12 protein-coding genes, 4 tRNA genes, 3 rRNA genes and 1 pseudogene are annotated in these 19,325 nt (G+C 55.2%); 17 read left to right on the top strand and 3 right to left on the bottom strand.

Annotated elements, in window-relative coordinates:
- The 9 genes from btuB (at position 1) to O1721_RS02900 (ending at position 8,433) form a co-directional block, all read left to right on the top strand.
- Complete coding sequence (gene btuB / locus O1721_RS02940; RefSeq protein ID WP_023304629.1) at positions 1-1,851, top strand: TonB-dependent vitamin B12 receptor BtuB; 1,851 nt, start codon at positions 1-3, stop codon at positions 1,849-1,851.
- Positions 1,796-2,647 carry a glutamate racemase gene (murI, locus tag O1721_RS02935; protein WP_003862067.1) on the top strand — a complete coding sequence of 284 codons (852 nt, stop codon included), beginning with the start codon at positions 1,796-1,798 and terminating at the stop codon, positions 2,645-2,647. Before btuB ends, murI begins: the two co-directional genes overlap by 56 nt.
- A gap of 384 nt (positions 2,648-3,031) precedes the next feature.
- Positions 3,032-4,573 (top strand): 16S ribosomal RNA (locus tag O1721_RS02930).
- Between the two features lie 70 nt (positions 4,574-4,643).
- Positions 4,644-4,720: transfer RNA gene (locus tag O1721_RS02925), tRNA-Ile, on the top strand.
- Positions 4,721-4,825: 105 nt separating this feature from the next.
- A tRNA-Ala gene (locus O1721_RS02920) sits at positions 4,826-4,901 on the top strand.
- Positions 4,902-5,081: 180 nt separating this feature from the next.
- Positions 5,082-7,986, top strand: a 23S ribosomal RNA gene (locus O1721_RS02915).
- A gap of 71 nt (positions 7,987-8,057) precedes the next feature.
- Positions 8,058-8,173, top strand: a 5S ribosomal RNA gene (rrf, locus tag O1721_RS02910).
- Together the 16S, 23S and 5S rRNA genes with 4 tRNA genes alongside form the textbook arrangement of a ribosomal RNA operon.
- Before the next feature lie 55 nt (positions 8,174-8,228).
- Positions 8,229-8,305 (top strand) — tRNA-Asp (locus O1721_RS02905).
- Between the two features lie 52 nt (positions 8,306-8,357).
- Positions 8,358-8,433, top strand: a tRNA-Trp gene (locus tag O1721_RS02900).
- Positions 8,434-8,532: 99 nt separating this feature from the next.
- Here O1721_RS02900 and hdfR read toward each other — a convergent pair.
- On the bottom strand, positions 8,533-9,354 hold the full coding sequence (gene hdfR, locus O1721_RS02895; RefSeq protein ID WP_017693775.1) for an HTH-type transcriptional regulator HdfR: 822 nt from the start codon (positions 9,352-9,354) through the stop codon (positions 8,533-8,535).
- Between the two features lie 118 nt (positions 9,355-9,472).
- Between hdfR and O1721_RS02890 the strand changes: the two genes are divergently transcribed.
- Positions 9,473-9,811 carry a MaoP family protein gene (locus tag O1721_RS02890; RefSeq protein ID WP_006808641.1) on the top strand — a complete coding sequence of 113 codons (339 nt, stop codon included), beginning with the start codon at positions 9,473-9,475 and terminating at the stop codon, positions 9,809-9,811.
- 27 nt (positions 9,812-9,838) lie between these two features.
- Here the strand turns inward: O1721_RS02890 and O1721_RS02885 are convergent, their stop codons facing one another.
- The gene (locus tag O1721_RS02885) at positions 9,839-11,359 is read right to left on the bottom strand and encodes a YifB family Mg chelatase-like AAA ATPase (protein ID WP_032649841.1); all 1,521 of its coding nucleotides are present in this window, start codon (positions 11,357-11,359) and stop codon (positions 9,839-9,841) included.
- 340 nt (positions 11,360-11,699) lie between these two features.
- Between O1721_RS02885 and ilvL the strand changes: the two genes are divergently transcribed.
- The 7 genes and pseudogenes from ilvL to ilvA all read left to right on the top strand — a co-directional run bounded on the left by ilvL (position 11,700) and on the right by ilvA (position 18,249).
- Positions 11,700-11,798, top strand: a complete 99-nt coding sequence (gene ilvL / locus O1721_RS02880) for an ilv operon leader peptide (RefSeq protein WP_001311244.1) — start codon at positions 11,700-11,702, stop codon at positions 11,796-11,798.
- Positions 11,799-11,884: 86 nt separating this feature from the next.
- Complete coding sequence (gene ilvX, locus O1721_RS02875; protein WP_166792073.1) at positions 11,885-11,935, top strand: peptide IlvX; 51 nt, start codon at positions 11,885-11,887, stop codon at positions 11,933-11,935.
- Positions 11,936-11,937: 2 nt separating this feature from the next.
- Positions 11,938-13,584, top strand: coding sequence for an acetolactate synthase 2 catalytic subunit (ilvG, locus tag O1721_RS02870; RefSeq protein WP_032649839.1), 1,647 nt, complete (start codon positions 11,938-11,940; stop codon positions 13,582-13,584).
- A complete protein-coding gene (gene ilvM, locus O1721_RS02865; RefSeq protein ID WP_003860184.1) occupies positions 13,581-13,844 on the top strand; it encodes an acetolactate synthase 2 small subunit in 264 nt (87 codons plus the stop codon). The genes ilvG and ilvM overlap by 4 nt, the downstream gene beginning before the upstream one ends.
- Before the next feature lie 18 nt (positions 13,845-13,862).
- Entirely contained in the window at positions 13,863-14,792 is a 930-nt protein-coding gene (gene ilvE / locus O1721_RS02860) for a branched-chain-amino-acid transaminase (protein WP_003860182.1), read from the top strand.
- Between the two features lie 60 nt (positions 14,793-14,852).
- The gene (ilvD, locus tag O1721_RS02855; protein WP_008501574.1) at positions 14,853-16,703 is read left to right on the top strand and encodes a dihydroxy-acid dehydratase; all 1,851 of its coding nucleotides are present in this window, start codon (positions 14,853-14,855) and stop codon (positions 16,701-16,703) included.
- 2 nt (positions 16,704-16,705) lie between these two features.
- Positions 16,706-18,249: pseudogene (ilvA, locus tag O1721_RS02850) on the top strand (threonine ammonia-lyase, biosynthetic).
- A 97-nt stretch (positions 18,250-18,346) separates the two neighbouring features.
- On the opposite strand, the gene ilvY reads toward ilvA, so the two are convergent.
- Positions 18,347-19,237, bottom strand: coding sequence for an HTH-type transcriptional activator IlvY (gene ilvY, locus O1721_RS02845; RefSeq protein WP_017693777.1), 891 nt, complete (start codon positions 19,235-19,237; stop codon positions 18,347-18,349).
- Between the last annotated feature and the right edge of the window lie 88 nt (positions 19,238-19,325).

Raw genomic sequence — 19,325 nt, 5'->3', positions numbered from 1 at the left:
ATGATTAAAAAAGTATCGCTGTTGACGGCGTTTTCCGTCACGGCATTTTCGGGCTGGGCGCAGGAAAGCGCCGACTCGTTGGTGGTGACAGCAAACCGTTTCGAACAACCAGCAAAAACCGTTCTGGCTCCGACCTCCGTCGTGACCCGTGAGGATATTGAACGCTGGCAGGCAACGAGTGTTGTGGAAATCATGTCACGCCTGCCGGGTGTGGACATCGCACAAAGCGGCGGGATGGGGTCAACCTCTTCAACGTTTATTCGCGGTACGGAATCCCGCCATGTTCTGGTACTGATTGATGGTATCCCCCTGAATAATGCCGGGATCAGCAATGTTCCCGATTTAAGCCAAATTCCGACGTCGCTGATTCAGCGTATTGAGTACATTCGCGGCCCACGTTCGGCGCTGTATGGCTCCGACGCGATTGGCGGTGTGATTAACATCATTACCGGGCGCGACAAGCCGGGTGCGGAAATTTCTGCGGGTGTCGGTTCAAAGGGGTATCAAAACTATAACGGTGCCTTCCAGCAGGTGTTCGATAAAACCAAAATCACCATGGCCGGTGATTATACCTATACCCGTGGTTTTGATATTGCCGCAAAAGATGCCCCGCGCCAGCCAGACCGCGATGGTTTTATGAGTAAATCGCTATTTGGCTCGGTGGAGCAGCAGTTTACCGACAGCGTCAGTGGGTTCTTCCGTGGCTTTGGCTACGATAACCGCTCCGCGTATGACGGTTACGATCACTATGGTGCGACCGGCATTGATGGGCGGCCGGACACGCGTCAGGTTTACAGCCAGAATTGGGACACCGGGTTGCGCTATAACCAGGGTATTTTCCAGTCACAGCTGGTGGCAGGGTATGGCCGTAGCAAAGATCAGAACTATGATCCGAAAAAAGGCCGCTACGCTGACTCCGCAACCATGGATGACGTGAAGCAGTACACCACCCAGTGGCTGAATACGGTTGAAGTGGGTCACGGCAATATCGGCGCGGGTCTGGACTGGCAGAAGCAGAAAACCCAGGCGGGTACGGGCTATCTGGAAAAAGGTTACGAACAACGTAATACCGGCGTGTTCCTTTCGGCGATGCAGCAGTTCAACAGCGTGACGCTGGAAGCGGCGGCGCGTAATGACGATAACTCTAATTTTGGCAATCACGCCACCTGGCAGACCAGCGCCGCATGGGAGTTCATCGAGGGGTATCGCATCATCGGTTCTTACGGTACAGCGTATAAAGCACCGACCATGAGCCAGATCCACAGTAAAGATTACGGTAATCCGGATCTGAAGCCAGAAGAGAGTAAGCAGTGGGAAGGTGGCTTTGAAGGTCTGACGGGGCCGGTAAACTGGCGTGTGACGGGCTATCGTAATGATATCGATAACCTCATTAATAGCGACCCGCGGACTTACCGTTATTACAACGTCGATGAAGCCCGTATTAAAGGAATCGAGGCGACGGCCCAGTTCGACACTGGCCCGGTAGGGCATCAGATTTCTTACGACTACGTCGACCCGCGTAATGCGAAAACTAACGAAGTCCTGGCTCGTCGCTCAAAGCAACAGGTTAAGTATCAGCTTGACTGGCAGGTGTGGGATCTCGACTGGAATCTGGCGTACCGTTATCTGGGCACTCGCTATGACGTTGCCGTTGATCCGAATACCTATGCAACAGAACGCGTGAAAATGGGCGGCGTCAGCCTGTGGGACGTCGCGGTTTCATATCCTGTCACCTCTCATCTCACAGTTCGTGGTAAAATAGCCAACCTGTTCGATAAAGATTACGAGACAGTTTATGGCTACCAAACTGCAGGACGGGAATACACCTTGTCTGGCAGCTACACCTTCTGATCCGCGTCCCACCGTGCTGGTGTTTGATTCCGGCGTCGGTGGGCTGTCGGTCTATGATGAGATTCGGCAGCTCCTGCCGGATCTCCATTACATCTACGCCTTCGATAACGTCGCGTTCCCGTATGGGGAAAAGAGTGAAGACTTTATTGTTGAGCGTGTGGTTGAAATCGTCACCGCGGTACAAAAGCGTTATCCCCTGGCGCTGGCGGTCATTGCCTGTAATACGGCAAGCACGGTCTCTCTTCCTGCCCTGCGCGAAAAATTCCCGTTCCCGGTTGTGGGCGTTGTTCCGGCAATCAAACCTGCGGCGCGTCTGACGGCGAACGGCATTGTGGGGTTGCTGGCTACGCGCGGTACGGTAAAACGTCCTTATACGCGTGAGCTTATAGAGCGCTTTGCCAATGAATGCCAGATCGCCATGCTCGGCTCCGCGGAGCTGGTGGAAATGGCGGAAGCGAAACTGCACGGCGAGACGGTATCGCTTGAAGAGCTGCGTCGTATTCTGCGTCCATGGCTGCGGATGCAGGAACCACCGGATACGGTTGTTCTTGGCTGCACCCATTTCCCGCTATTACAGGAAGAGCTGTTAAAGGTTCTCCCTGAAGGGACCCGGCTGGTGGATTCCGGTGCTGCAATTGCGCGTCGGACGGCCTGGCTGCTGGAACACGAGGCGCCGGATGCGAAATCAGCGGATGCGAACATCGCTTTCTGTATGGCGATAACAAAAGAAACCGAACAACTTTTGCCCGTTTTACGTCGTTATGGCTTCGAAACGCTCGAAAAACTGGCGCTGTAGCACGGTTTTGAGCAAAAAAGAGACGGTTGAACGTTTTTTTTCAAAGAGGGGTTGTCAACGTCGGAGAACTCCCTATAATGCGCCTCCACTGACACGGAACAACGGCTTACAAGCCGCCGGGACAGCGGGGTTCAGAGATGAACGCCAACAGAGAAAAGTGAAAATAATTGCTTGACTCTGAATGAGGAAAACGTAATATACGGGACCTCGCAACGATGAGCTAAAAGCCGCGTTGCAACTGCTCTTTAACAATTTATCAGACAATCTGTGTGGGCACTCAAAGTGACATGGATTCTTAATGTCTTCGGACACTAAATGAATACCAAGTCTCAACGAGTGAACACGTAATTCATTACGAAGTTTAATTCATTGAGCATCAAACTTAAATTGAAGAGTTTGATCATGGCTCAGATTGAACGCTGGCGGCAGGCCTAACACATGCAAGTCGAACGGTAACAGGAAGCAGCTTGCTGCTTTGCTGACGAGTGGCGGACGGGTGAGTAATGTCTGGGAAACTGCCTGATGGAGGGGGATAACTACTGGAAACGGTAGCTAATACCGCATAACGTCGCAAGACCAAAGAGGGGGACCTTCGGGCCTCTTGCCATCGGATGTGCCCAGATGGGATTAGCTAGTAGGTGGGGTAACGGCTCACCTAGGCGACGATCCCTAGCTGGTCTGAGAGGATGACCAGCCACACTGGAACTGAGACACGGTCCAGACTCCTACGGGAGGCAGCAGTGGGGAATATTGCACAATGGGCGCAAGCCTGATGCAGCCATGCCGCGTGTATGAAGAAGGCCTTCGGGTTGTAAAGTACTTTCAGCGGGGAGGAAGGTGTTGAGGTTAATAACCTCAGCAATTGACGTTACCCGCAGAAGAAGCACCGGCTAACTCCGTGCCAGCAGCCGCGGTAATACGGAGGGTGCAAGCGTTAATCGGAATTACTGGGCGTAAAGCGCACGCAGGCGGTCTGTCAAGTCGGATGTGAAATCCCCGGGCTCAACCTGGGAACTGCATTCGAAACTGGCAGGCTAGAGTCTTGTAGAGGGGGGTAGAATTCCAGGTGTAGCGGTGAAATGCGTAGAGATCTGGAGGAATACCGGTGGCGAAGGCGGCCCCCTGGACAAAGACTGACGCTCAGGTGCGAAAGCGTGGGGAGCAAACAGGATTAGATACCCTGGTAGTCCACGCCGTAAACGATGTCGACTTGGAGGTTGTGCCCTTGAGGCGTGGCTTCCGGAGCTAACGCGTTAAGTCGACCGCCTGGGGAGTACGGCCGCAAGGTTAAAACTCAAATGAATTGACGGGGGCCCGCACAAGCGGTGGAGCATGTGGTTTAATTCGATGCAACGCGAAGAACCTTACCTACTCTTGACATCCAGAGAACTTTCCAGAGATGGATTGGTGCCTTCGGGAACTCTGAGACAGGTGCTGCATGGCTGTCGTCAGCTCGTGTTGTGAAATGTTGGGTTAAGTCCCGCAACGAGCGCAACCCTTATCCTTTGTTGCCAGCGGTTAGGCCGGGAACTCAAAGGAGACTGCCAGTGATAAACTGGAGGAAGGTGGGGATGACGTCAAGTCATCATGGCCCTTACGAGTAGGGCTACACACGTGCTACAATGGCGCATACAAAGAGAAGCGACCTCGCGAGAGCAAGCGGACCTCATAAAGTGCGTCGTAGTCCGGATTGGAGTCTGCAACTCGACTCCATGAAGTCGGAATCGCTAGTAATCGTGGATCAGAATGCCACGGTGAATACGTTCCCGGGCCTTGTACACACCGCCCGTCACACCATGGGAGTGGGTTGCAAAAGAAGTAGGTAGCTTAACCTTCGGGAGGGCGCTTACCACTTTGTGATTCATGACTGGGGTGAAGTCGTAACAAGGTAACCGTAGGGGAACCTGCGGTTGGATCACCTCCTTACCTTAAAGAACCTGCCTTTGCAGTGCTCACACAGATTGTCTGATGAAAAACAGCAGTAAAAAACCTCTACAGGCTTGTAGCTCAGGTGGTTAGAGCGCACCCCTGATAAGGGTGAGGTCGGTGGTTCAAGTCCACTCAGGCCTACCAAATTTTTGCTGATGCTGCGTTGCGGCGACACTCACATACATAAGTATGCTTCGTGTCACCACGCCTTGCCTCAACAAAAATTACCGGTACAGAGGTAACTACGATGGGGCTATAGCTCAGCTGGGAGAGCGCCTGCCTTGCACGCAGGAGGTCTGCGGTTCGATCCCGCATAGCTCCACCATCTTTTACTGCGAACACAAGAAAACTTCAGAGTGAACCTGAAAAGGTGCACTGCGAAGTTTTGCTCTTTAAAAATCTGGATCAAGCTGAAAATTGAAACGACACACAGCTCATGTGTGTTCGAGTCTCTCAAATTTTCGCAAGTCGATGGTGAATCGAAAGAAACATCTTCGGGTTGTGAGGTTAAGCGACTAAGCGTACACGGTGGATGCCCTGGCAGTCAGAGGCGATGAAGGACGTGCTAATCTGCGAAAAGCGCCGGCGAGGTGATATGAACCCTTGACCCGGCGATGTCCGAATGGGGAAACCCAGTGCAATCCGTTGCACTATCGTTAACTGAATACATAGGTTAACGAGGCGAACCGGGGGAACTGAAACATCTAAGTACCCCGAGGAAAAGAAATCAACCGAGATTCCCCCAGTAGCGGCGAGCGAACGGGGAGCAGCCCGGAGTCTGAATCAGCTTGTGTGTTAGTGGAACGGTCTGGAAAGTCCGACGGTACAGGGTGATAGTCCCGTACACGAAAATGCACATGCTGTGAACTCGAAGAGTAGGGCGGGACACGTGGTATCCTGTCTGAATATGGGGGGACCATCCTCCAAGGCTAAATACTCCTGACTGACCGATAGTGAACCAGTACCGTGAGGGAAAGGCGAAAAGAACCCCGGCGAGGGGAGTGAAAAAGAACCTGAAACCGTGTACGTACAAGCAGTGGGAGCCTCTTTATGGGGTGACTGCGTACCTTTTGTATAATGGGTCAGCGACTTATATTCTGTAGCAAGGTTAACCGTATAGGGGAGCCGAAGGGAAACCGAGTCTTAACTGGGCGTTAAGTTGCAGGGTATAGACCCGAAACCCGGTGATCTAGCCATGGGCAGGTTGAAGGTTGGGTAACACTAACTGGAGGACCGAACCGACTAATGTTGAAAAATTAGCGGATGACCTGTGGCTGGGGGTGAAAGGCCAATCAAACCGGGAGATAGCTGGTTCTCCCCGAAAGCTATTTAGGTAGCGCCTCGTGAACTCATCTTCGGGGGTAGAGCACTGTTTCGGCTAGGGGGCCATCCCGGCTTACCAACCCGATGCAAACTACGAATACCGAAGAATGTTATCACGGGAGACACACGGCGGGTGCTAACGTCCGTCGTGAAGAGGGAAACAACCCAGACCGCCAGCTAAGGTCCCAAAGTCATGGTTAAGTGGGAAACGATGTGGGAAGGCACAGACAGCCAGGATGTTGGCTTAGAAGCAGCCATCATTTAAAGAAAGCGTAATAGCTCACTGGTCGAGTCGGCCTGCGCGGAAGATGTAACGGGGCTAAACCATGCACCGAAGCTGCGGCAGCGACGCTTATGCGTTGTTGGGTAGGGGAGCGTTCTGTAAGCCGTTGAAGGTGTGCTGTGAGGCATGCTGGAGGTATCAGAAGTGCGAATGCTGACATAAGTAACGATAAAGCGGGTGAAAAGCCCGCTCGCCGGAAGACCAAGGGTTCCTGTCCAACGTTAATCGGGGCAGGGTGAGTCGACCCCTAAGGCGAGGCCGAAAGGCGTAGTCGATGGGAAACAGGTTAATATTCCTGTACTTGGTGTTACTGCGAAGGGGGGACGGAGAAGGCTATGTCAGCCGGGCGACGGTTGTCCCGGTTTAAGCATGTAGGCGGAGGTTCCAGATAAATCCGGTACCTTTTAACGCTGAGGTGTGATGACGAGGCACTACGGTGCTGAAGTGATAAATGCCCTGCTTCCAGGAAAAGCCTCTAAGCATCAGGTAACACGAAATCGTACCCCAAACCGACACAGGTGGTCAGGTAGAGAATACCAAGGCGCTTGAGAGAACTCGGGTGAAGGAACTAGGCAAAATGGTGCCGTAACTTCGGGAGAAGGCACGCTGATGTGTAGGTGAAGCCCCTGCGGGCGGAGCTGAAATCAGTCGAAGATACCAGCTGGCTGCAACTGTTTATTAAAAACACAGCACTGTGCAAACACGAAAGTGGACGTATACGGTGTGACGCCTGCCCGGTGCCGGAAGGTTAATTGATGGGGTTAGCGGCAACGCGAAGCTCTTGATCGAAGCCCCGGTAAACGGCGGCCGTAACTATAACGGTCCTAAGGTAGCGAAATTCCTTGTCGGGTAAGTTCCGACCTGCACGAATGGCGTAATGATGGCCAGGCTGTCTCCACCCGAGACTCAGTGAAATTGAACTCGCTGTGAAGATGCAGTGTACCCGCGGCAAGACGGAAAGACCCCGTGAACCTTTACTATAGCTTGACACTGAACACTGGTCCTTGATGTGTAGGATAGGTGGGAGGCTTTGAAGCGTGGACGCCAGTCTGCGTGGAGCCGCCCTTGAAATACCACCCTTTAATGGCTGGTGTTCTAACGTAGACCCGTGATCCGGGTTGCGGACAGTGTCTGGTGGGTAGTTTGACTGGGGCGGTCTCCTCCCAAAGAGTAACGGAGGAGCACGAAGGTTGGCTAATCCTGGTCGGACATCAGGAGGTTAGTGCAATGGCATAAGCCAGCTTGACTGCGAGCGTGACGGCGCGAGCAGGTGCGAAAGCAGGTCATAGTGATCCGGTGGTTCTGAATGGAAGGGCCATCGCTCAACGGATAAAAGGTACTCCGGGGATAACAGGCTGATACCGCCCAAGAGTTCATATCGACGGCGGTGTTTGGCACCTCGATGTCGGCTCATCACATCCTGGGGCTGAAGTAGGTCCCAAGGGTATGGCTGTTCGCCATTTAAAGTGGTACGCGAGCTGGGTTTAGAACGTCGTGAGACAGTTCGGTCCCTATCTGCCGTGGGCGCTGGAGAATTGAGGGGGGCTGCTCCTAGTACGAGAGGACCGGAGTGGACGCATCACTGGTGTTCGGGTTGTCATGCCAATGGCACTGCCCGGTAGCTAAATGCGGAAGAGATAAGTGCTGAAAGCATCTAAGCACGAAACTTGCCCCGAGATGAGTTCTCCCTGAGACTTTAAGTCTCCTGAAGGAACGTTAAAGACGATGACGTTGATAGGTCGGGTGTGTAAGCGCAGCGATGCGTTGAGCTAACCGATACTAATGAACCGTGAGGCTTAACCTTACAACGCCGAAGGTGTTTTGGCGAAGAGACAGACACGATATTTTCAGCCTGATACAGATTAACAGAATTTGCCTGGCGGCTTTAGCGCGGTGGTCCCACCTGACCCCATGCCGAACTCAGAAGTGAAACGCCGTAGCGCCGATGGTAGTGTGGGGTCTCCCCATGTGAGAGTAGGGAACTGCCAGGCATCAAATTAAGTAGTAAGCCGGTGCATTAATCCGGTGGTTACAGAAGTATTCGGTGGAGCGGTAGTTCAGTCGGTTAGAATACCTGCCTGTCACGCAGGGGGTCGCGGGTTCGAGTCCCGTCCGTTCCGCCACTTATTAAGACATTAAGCCTGCCCTTCCGGCAGGCTTAATGGCAAAAACTTTAGGGGCGTAGCTCAGTTGGTAGAGCACCGGTCTCCAAAACCGGGTGTCGCGAGTTCGAGTCTCTCCGCCCCTGCCATATAGAATCCTTTGCTTCGGCAAAGGATTTTTTTTGCCTGCAAAACAGCTCAACACCTTCCTGAAGAATAAGCAGCCTGCGTTTCCGCAGGCTTTTGCGTTAATCCAGTATGCTGGTTTTTAACAGATCTTTTATCTGCGACTGCTTATCGCTGTTTTGCAGCCAAATGGCATACAGCGGCCTGGAGAGCGTTGTCGAATCGGTGACAACATGGAGTGCGGGTTTATTATCCGCCCAGCGAACAGGTAACCAGGTACAGCCTTTCAATGCGGGAAGATGCTGGCATGCGATCTCCGCTGAGCTTGTCGTGAGCTGCGGGATATCATCGCTGGCAATTAACCCCGTCTCGTGTTGCTGAAAATCAGGCCCCCATTCCAGGCGTAAATAATTCAGGTCGGCCTTCATCATTGCAGGCTCCGATGCATAGAGCGCCAGGCTAAATTGTCCAACAATCTGGCTGCTAAATTCGTCCATCTTGGGTGCTTCTGTGGTGATCAGCAGATCAAGCTGCCGCTCGTGGAGTTGCTTAACCAGCGACTGACGTTGCGCAATCCTCGCCTCAAATTGCAGATGGTTGTGTGTGCGATATAGCCGCATAAGCCACTGGCTGAGCATGCATTCCCATAGTGAAGCGCTGGCACCGATCGAGAATTCATTATGCCGGGAGGTGTGCGCAACCTCCTTTCGCGCTGCCTGCCAGGTATTCATCAGGGTTTCTGCATAAGGCAACAACTTTTCACCAGCCGGAGTTAAACGAATATTGTTGCGATGGCGGGTAAAAAGGTTCACACCCAGTTGATTTTCCAGCTGTCGAATACGAAAACTGACTGCTGACTGCGTCAGGTAGAGGGCTTCAGCTGCTCGCCCAAAGTGTCGCGTTCTGCTCACTTCGAGGAAAGTTTTTAGCAATTCCGTATCCACATCTTTCTCCACAAAATTATTTGTCGTTATGATTTAAATGTTTTGTTTTACACTCTGTCAAGCGTAACTAATACTCCGCGCCATAAATAGCTCGGCCAAAGAATTAGGAGCGTGTAGGATGGCGGAAAGCTTTACGACGACTAATCGTTTTTTCGACAATAAACATTACCCGCGCGGGTTCTCTCGTCACGGCGATTTCACTATCAAAGAAGCTCAACTTCTTGAGCGCCATGGTTATGCCTTTAACGAGCTGGATCTGGGTAAACGTGAACCGGCAACCGAAGATGAAAAACAGTTTGTCTCTGTTTGCCGTGGTGAGCGTGAGCCGCAGTCTGATGCAGAACGTGTATGGATCAAGTATATGGCTCGCATTAAGCGTCCTAAGCGTTTCCATACGCTGTCTGGCGGCAAGCCGCAGATGGAAGGTGCAGAAGACTACACCGAGTCTGACGATTAAGAAGAGAAGGGGCTACGGCCCCTTTTTTTACGCCAGCATTTTTTGCAGATGCAACAGCAGCCGATCGATCGCACGGTAACTTAATGCCTCCTGCAAATGCCGCCTCTCTATTCCGGGGCAGCCCTCCACGTCGGCGACCGTGCGCGCTACTTTCAACAAACGCTGCCACGCGCGAATGGATAGCCCAAACCGCGTCAGTGTATCTTCCAGCCAGCCTGCATCTTCAGCGTTAAGAGAACAAAACTGTCGGATCCCGCTGTTATCCAGCCGGGCATTCAGCCTGTTCTGACGAGCATACTGCCGCGCCTGCGCCGCAATAACCCGTTCACGCACAGTTGATGAGCTTTCGCCCCTAATACCGGTTTGCCTCAGCAGATCGGGCGGGGGCAGGGGGATCTCGAGAGATAAATCAAAACGGTCGAGGAAGGGGCCAGACAGCTTACTCAGATAGCGCAGCGTCTGCTCCGGCGTACAGCGGTTATGATTGCCCTGATAATGACCCGTAGGGCTAGGGTTCATCGCCGCGACTAGCTGAAACTGCGCAGGGTAGCTTATTTTTGCCCGTGTACGAGACAAATGGATTTCGCCGGATTCAATCGGCTCCCGCAATGCATCCAGCACGCGGCGTTCAAACTCTGGCAATTCATCCAGAAACAAAATGCCGTTGTGCGCCAGTGAGATTTCACCCGGTCCGGGGATCGAACCCCCGCCCACCATCGCGGTAAGAGACGCACTGTGGTGTGGAGAGCGGAAAGGACGGCGGCGCCACTGTTTATGCAGCGACGTAGAACTGACCAGGCTAAATATCGCGGCGCTTTCCAGTGCTTCATGATTATTGAGGGGTGGCAACAGGCCGCTCAATCTGCTCGCCAGCATCGTTTTCCCCGTGCCTGGCGGACCTATCAGTAACAGGTTATGCCCACCCGCGGCCGTTATCTCTAACGCCCGTTTACCCTGTTCCTGACCCATAATATCGCTGAGATCCTCGGGCGAAGCTGGCGCCACCTCGTCATTCTCCTGCGGCTCGGCAAGCTCGTGTCGGCCTTCCAGCCAGGCGCAAACCTCTTGCAAATGTCCCGCGACAAGACACCCCTTTTCGGCGATAAGGCTTACTTCAGAGGCATTTTCATTGGCCACAATGATTTGTCTTCCCGCGCGTATGGCTTCAAGCGCACCCGAGATTGCTCCGGGAACGCCTCTTAACGCGCCTGTAAGCGCTAATTCACCCACGAACTCACACGAGCTTAGCCCTGGCGTATTGAGCTGTTCAGAAGCCGCGAGAAGCGCTATAGCAATAGGTAAATCATATCGCCCTCCCTCCTTTGGCAAATCGGCGGGCGCAAGGTTAATGGTGATCTTCTTCGCCGGAAAAGCATAACCGCTATTAATAATTGCGCTGCGCACGCGATCCCTCGCCTCTTTAACGGTCGTTTCTGGTAAGCCGACCAGCGTCAGTCCGGGCAGTCCATTACTTAAATGAACCTCTACAGAAATAAGCGGTGCCTTCACGCCGATGGCCGCGCGTGTATAAACAACTGACAGTGACATAAGCCCTCCTTGGCGGTGACTATGCCAGCATCATTTTTTCCTGTTTAGCACTAATTCACTGAATTACGGCGCTCGTTCCAGCCTTTTAGCGGCAAAATGTAATCCTTACATGTCGGTGGAATCGGCCTCGCAGAAAAGAAATCATGCGCGCCTTGCCTGATGAAACAGGACAAAAAAATGAAAAATCTTCATTTCTATTTTTTCCCTATATAAAACAACGATTTTGAAAGAAATAGTTCGCATGCTACAGATATAGGTCATAAAAAAATCTTGTGTCAGATGAAATATCTGTGGTAACTCTTTAGGTATTCCTTCGAACAAGATGCAAAAAGAACTGAAAATGACAGCCCTTCTACGAGTGATTAGCCTGGTCGTGATTAGCGTGGTGGTGATTATTATCCCACCGTGCGGGGCTGCACTTGGACGAGGAAAGGCTTAGAAATCAAGCCTTAACGAACTAAGACCCCCGCACCGAAAGGTCCGGGGGTTTTTTTATGACTAAAAAACTTAAATGAGGAGCAGAGAATGACGACTAGCACAAAATTCTGTTTCTCCAGATTTATGACGGGGAACTAACTATGAATGGGGCACAATGGGTAGTACATGCGTTGCGCGCGCAGGGAGTCGAAACCGTATTCGGTTATCCGGGTGGCGCAATTATGCCGATTTACGATGCACTGTATGACGGCGGCGTGGAACACCTCTTGTGCCGACACGAGCAGGGCGCAGCGATGGCCGCCATCGGTTATGCCCGTGCGACCGGTAAAACCGGTGTCTGTATGGCCACCTCAGGTCCCGGCGCAACGAACCTGATCACCGGCCTGGCTGACGCGCTGCTCGATTCCGTACCCGTGGTGGCGATCACCGGCCAGGTGGCCTCTCCATTCATCGGCACCGATGCTTTCCAGGAAGTGGATGTGCTCGGTTTATCGCTGGCCTGCACCAAACACAGCTTCCTCGTTCAGTCTCTCGAAGAGCTGCCGCGGGTGATGGCCGAAGCGTTCGAGGTTGCCAGCTCTGGCCGTCCTGGCCCGGTTCTGGTTGATATCCCGAAAGATATCCAGGTTGCACTCGGCGAACTGGAGCCGCATTTCTCTACCGTGGAAAGCGATAATGCGTTCCCGCATGCAGAGGTGGAAGAGGCGCGTCAGATGATGGCGCAGGCCAAACAACCGATGCTGTACGTAGGCGGCGGCGTGGGCATGGCGCAGGCTGTTCCGGCGCTTCGCGCGTTCATTGCGACCACGCAAATGCCCGCCACCTGCACGCTGAAAGGTCTCGGTGCGGTAGAGGCAGATTACCCGTACTACCTCGGCATGCTGGGGATGCATGGTACCAAAGCGGCAAACCTGGCGGTGCAGGAATGCGACTTGCTTATCGCCGTCGGCGCACGTTTTGACGACCGCGTTACCGGCAAGCTGAATACCTTCGCGCCGAACGCCAAAGTGATCCATATGGACATCGACCCGGCGGAGATGAGCAAACTGCGTCAGGCGCATGTCGCGTTGCAGGGCGATCTTAACGCGCTGTTACCGGCGCTGGAGCAGCCGCTGGATATCAACCCATGGCGTCAGCACACCGCTGATATGCGTATTGAACACGCGTGGCGTTACGATCACCCAGGCGACGCCATCTATGCGCCGCTGCTGTTGAAACAGCTGTCAGACCGTAAACCCGCAGACAGCGTGGTAACGACGGATGTCGGCCAGCATCAGATGTGGTCAGCCCAGCACATGACCTACACCCGCCCGGAGAACTTTATCACCTCGAGCGGGTTAGGGACGATGGGCTTCGGTCTGCCAGCAGCCGTTGGCGCGCAGGTTGCCCGCCCGAACGATACCGTTATCTGTATCTCCGGTGACGGCTCCTTCATGATGAACGTCCAGGAGCTCGGCACCGTGAAGCGTAAGCAGTTACCGCTGAAGATCGTCTTGCTCGATAACCAGCGTTTAGGCATGGTTCGCCAGTGGCAGCAGCTGTTCTTCCAGGAGCGTTACAGCGAAACGACCCTGACCGATAACCCCGATTTCCTCACCCTGGCCAGCGCCTTCGGCATTCCTGGCCAGCACATCACCCGTAAAGACCAGGTTGAAGCGGCACTCGACACCATGCTGTCAAGCGAAGGGCCATACCTGCTTCATGTCTCAATCGACGAGCTTGAGAACGTCTGGCCGTTGGTACCGCCCGGTGCCAGTAACTCACAAATGCTGGAGAAATTATCATGATGCAACATCAGGTCGCCGTGCAGGCTCGCTTCAACCCGGAAACGTTAGAACGCGTATTGCGCGTGGTTCGCCACCGTGGCTTTCAGATTTGCTCTATGAATATGGAAACGGCCACCGACGCGCAGAACATCAGTATCGAATTAACCGTTGCCAGCCCGCGGCCGGTCGACTTACTGTTTAGTCAGTTATCAAAACTGGTAGACGTTGCCCATGTTGCCATCTGCCAGAGCACAACCACATCACAACAAATCCGCGCTTAAGCGTGACAGGACGAAAAAATGACGACAAAAAAAGCTGATTACATTTGGTTCAATGGTGAGATGGTTCGCTGGGAAGACGCGAAAGTTCACGTGATGTCCCACGCGCTGCACTACGGCACCTCCGTGTTTGAAGGGATCCGTTGCTACGATTCTCACAAAGGGCCAGTGGTGTTCCGCCATCGCGAACACATGCAGCGTCTGCATGACTCAGCCAAAATTTATCGTTTCCCGGTCTCCCAAAGCGTTGATGAGCTGATGGAAGCCTGCCGCGAGGTGATTCGCCAGAACAAACTGACCAGCGCCTATATTCGTCCGCTGGTCTTCGTGGGTGATGTCGGCATGGGCGTCAACCCGCCCGCTGGCTATAACACCGATGTGATCATTGCTGCGTTCCCGTGGGGCGCCTACCTGGGCGCGGAAGCGCTGGATCAGGGGATCGACGCAATGGTTTCTTCCTGGAACCGCGTGGCGCCAAACACTATCCCGACTGCGGCTAAAGCGGGCGGTAACTACCTTTCCTCACTGCTGGTCGGCAGCGAAGCGCGCCGTCACGGCTATCAGGAAGGTATCGCGCTGGATGTGAATGGCTACATCTCCGAAGGCGCGGGTGAAAACCTGTTTGAAGTGAAAGACGGCATTCTGTTCACCCCGCCATTCACTTCGTCCGCGCTGCCGGGCATCACCCGCGACGCCATCATCAAGCTGGCAAAAGATCTGGGTATCGAAGTGCGCGAGCAGGTACTGTCCCGCGAATCCCTGTACCTGGCTGACGAAGTGTTCATGTCCGGTACCGCGGCTGAAATTACGCCGGTGCGTAGCGTCGATGGCATTCAGGTGGGCGAAGGCCGCTGTGGCCCGGTCACCAAACGCATTCAGCAAGCCTTCTTCGGCCTCTTCACCGGCGAAACAGAAGACAAATACGGCTGGTTGGATCAGGTTAATCACTAAATATAAATTTGGGACGGCACGCACCGTCCCATTAAATAGTCAGACGGGAGTAAATAAAGCATGCCTAAGTATCGTTCAGCCACCACCACCCACGGCCGTAATATGGCGGGTGCCCGCGCACTGTGGCGCGCCACCGGAATGACCGACGCCGATTTCGGTAAGCCAATTATCGCCGTGGTGAACTCCTTCACCCAGTTTGTGCCGGGCCACGTGCACCTGCGCGATCTCGGTAAGCTGGTTGCCGAGCAAATCGAAGCCTCCGGCGGCGTGGCGAAAGAGTTCAACACCATTGCGGTGGATGACGGTATCGCAATGGGCCACGGGGGAATGCTCTATTCACTGCCGTCGCGTGAGCTGATCGCCGACTCGGTGGAGTACATGGTTAATGCCCACTGCGCCGATGCGATGGTCTGTATCTCCAACTGCGACAAAATCACCCCGGGGATGCTGATGGCTTCCCTGCGCCTGAACATTCCGGTGATCTTCGTCTCTGGTGGCCCAATGGAAGCGGGGAAAACCAAGCTCTCCGACAAAATCATCAAGCTCGACCTGGTCGATGCGATGATCCAGGGCGCGGACCCGAAAGTCTCTGACGAGCAGAGCGACCAGGTGGAGCGCTCCGCGTGTCCGACCTGCGGCTCCTGTTCCGGTATGTTTACCGCCAACTCCATGAACTGCCTGACCGAAGCGCTGGGTCTTTCTCAGCCGGGTAACGGCTCGCTGCTGGCGACCCACGCCGACCGTAAACAGCTGTTCCTTAACGCGGGCAAGCGCATCGTTGAGCTGACCAAACGCTACTACGAGCAGGACGACGCCAGCGCGCTGCCGCGTAACATCGCCAGCAAAGCGGCGTTCGAAAACGCCATGACGCTGGATATCGCCATGGGCGGTTCCACCAACACCGTTCTGCACCTGCTGGCCGCCGCGCAGGAAGCTGAAATCGACTTCACCATGAGCGACATCGACAAGCTCTCCCGCAAAGTGCCGCAGCTGTGTAAAGTCGCGCCGAGTACCCAGAAGTACCACATGGAAGATGTCCACCGTGCGGGTGGCGTGATTGGTATTCTCGGCGAGCTGGATCGTGCCGGGCTGCTGAACCGCGACGTGAAAAACGTGCTCGGCCTGACGCTGCCGGAGTCGCTGGAGCAGTACGACGTGATGCTGACCAAAGACGACGCGGTGAAAAACATGTATCGCGCCGGTCCGGCGGGCATCCGTACCACCCAGGCGTTCTCGCAGGATTGCCGCTGGGACACGCTGGATGACGATCGCGCCGAAGGCTGCATTCGCTCGCTGGAACATGCCTACAGCAAAGACGGCGGTCTGGCCGTGCTGTACGGTAACTTCGCGGAAAATGGCTGCATTGTGAAAACCGCAGGCGTGGACGACAGCATCCTGAAATTTACCGGCCCGGCAAAAGTGTATGAAAGCCAGGACGAAGCGGTAGACGCTATCCTCGGCGGCAAAGTGGTGGAAGGCGACGTGGTGGTCATTCGCTACGAAGGGCCGAAAGGCGGCCCCGGCATGCAGGAGATGCTCTACCCGACCACCTTCCTGAAATCGATGGGCCTCGGCAAAGCCTGCGCGCTGATCACCGATGGTCGTTTCTCTGGCGGCACGTCAGGCCTCTCCATTGGCCACGTCTCGCCAGAAGCGGCAAGCGGCGGCAATATCGCGATCATCGAAGATGGCGACCTGATCGAAATCGACATTCCGAACCGCGGCATTCAGCTGAAGCTGAGTGACCAGGAGATTGCGGCCCGTCGTGAGGCGCAGGAAGCCCGCGGCGACAAAGCCTGGACGCCGAAAGATCGTCAGCGTGAAGTCTCCTTCGCCCTGCGCGCTTACGCGAGTCTTGCCACCAGTGCAGATAAAGGCGCGGTGCGCGATAAATCTAAACTGGGGGGCTAATGATGGCCGAGTCACAACCCTTATCCGCCGCCCCGGAGGGGGCGGAATACCTGAGAGCGGTACTACGCGCGCCGGTCTATGAAGCGGTGCAGGTCACGCCCCTGCAAAAAATGGACAAACTCTCTTCGCGTCTCGACAACGTCATTCTGGTGAAGCGTGAAGACAGGCAGCCGGTGCACAGCTTCAAGCTGCGCGGCGCCTACGCGATGATGGCCGGGCTGACGGACGAGCAGAAAGCGCGCGGGGTGATTACCGCCTCGGCGGGCAATCACGCGCAGGCGTGGCGTTCTCCTCGGCGCGTCTGGGGCTGAAGGCGCTGATCGTGATGCCGGTCGCCACCGCAGATATCAAGGTCGACGCGGTGCGCGGGTTCGGCGGAGAAGTGCTGCTTCACGGCGCTAACTTTGACGAAGCCAAAGCCAAAGCGATTGAGCTGGCGCAGCAGCAGGGCTTCACCTGGGTGCCGCCGTTCGATCACCCGATGGTGATTGCCGGGCAGGGTACGCTGGCGCTGGAACTGTTGCAGCAGGACGCCCATCTCGACCGCGTTTTCGTCCCGGTGGGCGGCGGTGGCTTAGCCGCAGGTGTGGCGGTGCTGATCAAACAGCTGATGCCGCAGATCAAAGTGATTGCGGTTGAAGCGGAAGACTCTGCCTGCCTGAAGGCGGCGCTGGACGCCGGACATCCGGTAGATCTGCCGCGCGTCGGGCTGTTCGCCGAGGGCGTGGCGGTGAAGCGCATTGGCGACGAAACGTTCCGCCTGTGCCAGGAGTATCTCGACGATATCGTCACCGTCGACAGCGACGCTATCTGCGCGGCGATGAAAGATCTGTTCGAGGATGTACGTGCGGTGGCGGAACCATCCGGCGCGCTGGCGCTGGCGGGAATGAAAAAATACATCGCCCAGCACAATATTCGCGGCGAGCGTCTGGCGCACGTGCTTTCCGGCGCCAACGTGAACTTCCACGGTCTGCGCTACGTTTCCGAGCGCTGCGAACTGGGCGAACAGCGTGAAGCGCTGCTGGCGGTGACCATTCCGGAAGAGAAGGGTAGCTTCCTGAAGTTCTGCCAGCTGCTGGGCGGCCGCTCGGTAACGGAGTTCAACTACCGCTTTGCCGATGCCAAAGATGCGTGCATTTTTGTCGGCGTGCGTCTGAGCCGTGGCGTGGAGGAGCGCAAAGAGATCCTCAGCCTGCTGCATGACGGTGGCTACAGCGTGGTCGATCTCTCCGACGACGAGATGGCGAAGCTGCACGTGCGTTACATGGTCGGCGGCCGTCCATCCAAGCCGCTGAAGGAACGCCTGTTCAGCTTCGAGTTCCCGGAATCGCCGGGCGCGCTGCTCAAGTTCCTGCACACGTTGGGCACGCACTGGAACATCTCTCTGTTCCACTACCGCAGCCACGGCACCGACTATGGCCGCGTACTGGCGGCGTTCGAGCTGGGCGAGCACGAGCCGGATTTCGAAACGCGCCTGAACGAGCTGGGCTATGAGTGCCATGACGAAACCCACAACCCGGCGTTCCGTTTCTTCCTGGCGGGTTAGGTTGTTCGGGAAAATGCCTGATGGCGCTGCGCTTATCAGGCCTACGTTCTAAGGTTTGAACTGCGTGTAGGCCGTGTAAGCGCAGCTCCACCCGGCTTTAGTGGTTCGGCAATATCGTCCAGAACGCATCAATAAGCGGCTCATGCAGCCGCTTTTTTTGTGCGCACACGCCTAGCTCGAACGGCGTTTTCTCGTCGCTGCGTTCTAAAATCATCACGCGATTGCGCACCGGCTCCGGGCTGTTTTCCAGCACCACTTCCGGTAGCAGCGCTACGCCGCAGCCGAGCGCCACCATCGATACCATCGCCTCATGGCCGCCGACCGTGGCGTAAATCGACGGGTTACTGATCTTCTGGCGGCGGAACCACAGCTCAATGCGGCGGCGCACCGGCCCCTGATCGGCCATGATAAACGGCACCGTGGACCAGTCCGGTTTCTCCACCGAAACCTGGTTGCGCACCGGGCAGGGCAGCGCCGGGGCAATCAGCACTACCGCCAGATTCTCCAGCATCGAGAACGCCACCGCCCCCGGCAGCGTTTCGGGTTTTCCGGCAATCGCCAGATCCGCTTCGCCCGTAACCACTTTTTCCATCGCGTCGGCGGCATCGCCGGTGGTGAGCTTAATTTCAACCGACGGATGTTCCGCGCGGAAGCGGTCGAGAATGGGGGGAAGATGGCTGTAGGCAGCGGTCACGGAACAGAAAATATGCAGCTCGCCGGAAAGCGACGGCCCCTGCTGGTCGATGGTGTGTCGCAGCTGCTGGTACTGTAATAACGTCTGCTGAGCAAAGATGCGCAGCTCTTCACCTGCTTCCGTGAGGGTGACGGTGCGGTTATCGCGCACGAACAGCGGCTGGCCGAGGTCTTCCTCAAGGCGCTGGATCTGGCGCGACAGCGTGGAGGGGCTGACGTGCATCGCCCGGGCGCTACGGCCAAAGTGACGGCTTTCCGCCAGGTGCAGGAACATTTTCAGATCGCGTAAATCCACCGATTCCACTCCCTCTTTTTACATTGCATAAATTGCAATGTGGCGTTGTGAATATATCAATTTCCGCAATAAATTTCCTGTTGTAATG

The sequence above is a fragment of the Enterobacter cloacae complex sp. HYC033_NIDB genome (genome assembly GCF_056673335.1).
This window is presented reverse-complemented; position numbering and strand designations above follow the sequence as displayed.

Bases quoted from the DNA above. Each gene is read 5' to 3' on its own strand.
- ilvL (WP_001311244.1), top strand. From the start codon at position 11,700: ATGACAGCCCTTCTACGAGTGATTAGCCTGGTCGTGATTAGCGTGGTG.
- ilvG (WP_032649839.1), top strand. From the start codon at position 11,938: ATGAATGGGGCACAATGGGTAGTACATGCGTTGCGCGCGCAGGGAGTC.
- btuB (WP_023304629.1), top strand. From the start codon at position 1: ATGATTAAAAAAGTATCGCTGTTGACGGCGTTTTCCGTCACGGCATTT.
- O1721_RS02885 (WP_032649841.1), bottom strand. From the start codon at position 11,359: ATGTCACTGTCAGTTGTTTATACACGCGCGGCCATCGGCGTGAAGGCA.
- ilvD (WP_008501574.1), top strand. From the start codon at position 14,853: ATGCCTAAGTATCGTTCAGCCACCACCACCCACGGCCGTAATATGGCG.
- murI (WP_003862067.1), top strand. From the start codon at position 1,796: ATGGCTACCAAACTGCAGGACGGGAATACACCTTGTCTGGCAGCTACA.
- ilvE (WP_003860182.1), top strand. From the start codon at position 13,863: ATGACGACAAAAAAAGCTGATTACATTTGGTTCAATGGTGAGATGGTT.
- O1721_RS02890 (WP_006808641.1), top strand. From the start codon at position 9,473: ATGGCGGAAAGCTTTACGACGACTAATCGTTTTTTCGACAATAAACAT.
- ilvM (WP_003860184.1), top strand. From the start codon at position 13,581: ATGATGCAACATCAGGTCGCCGTGCAGGCTCGCTTCAACCCGGAAACG.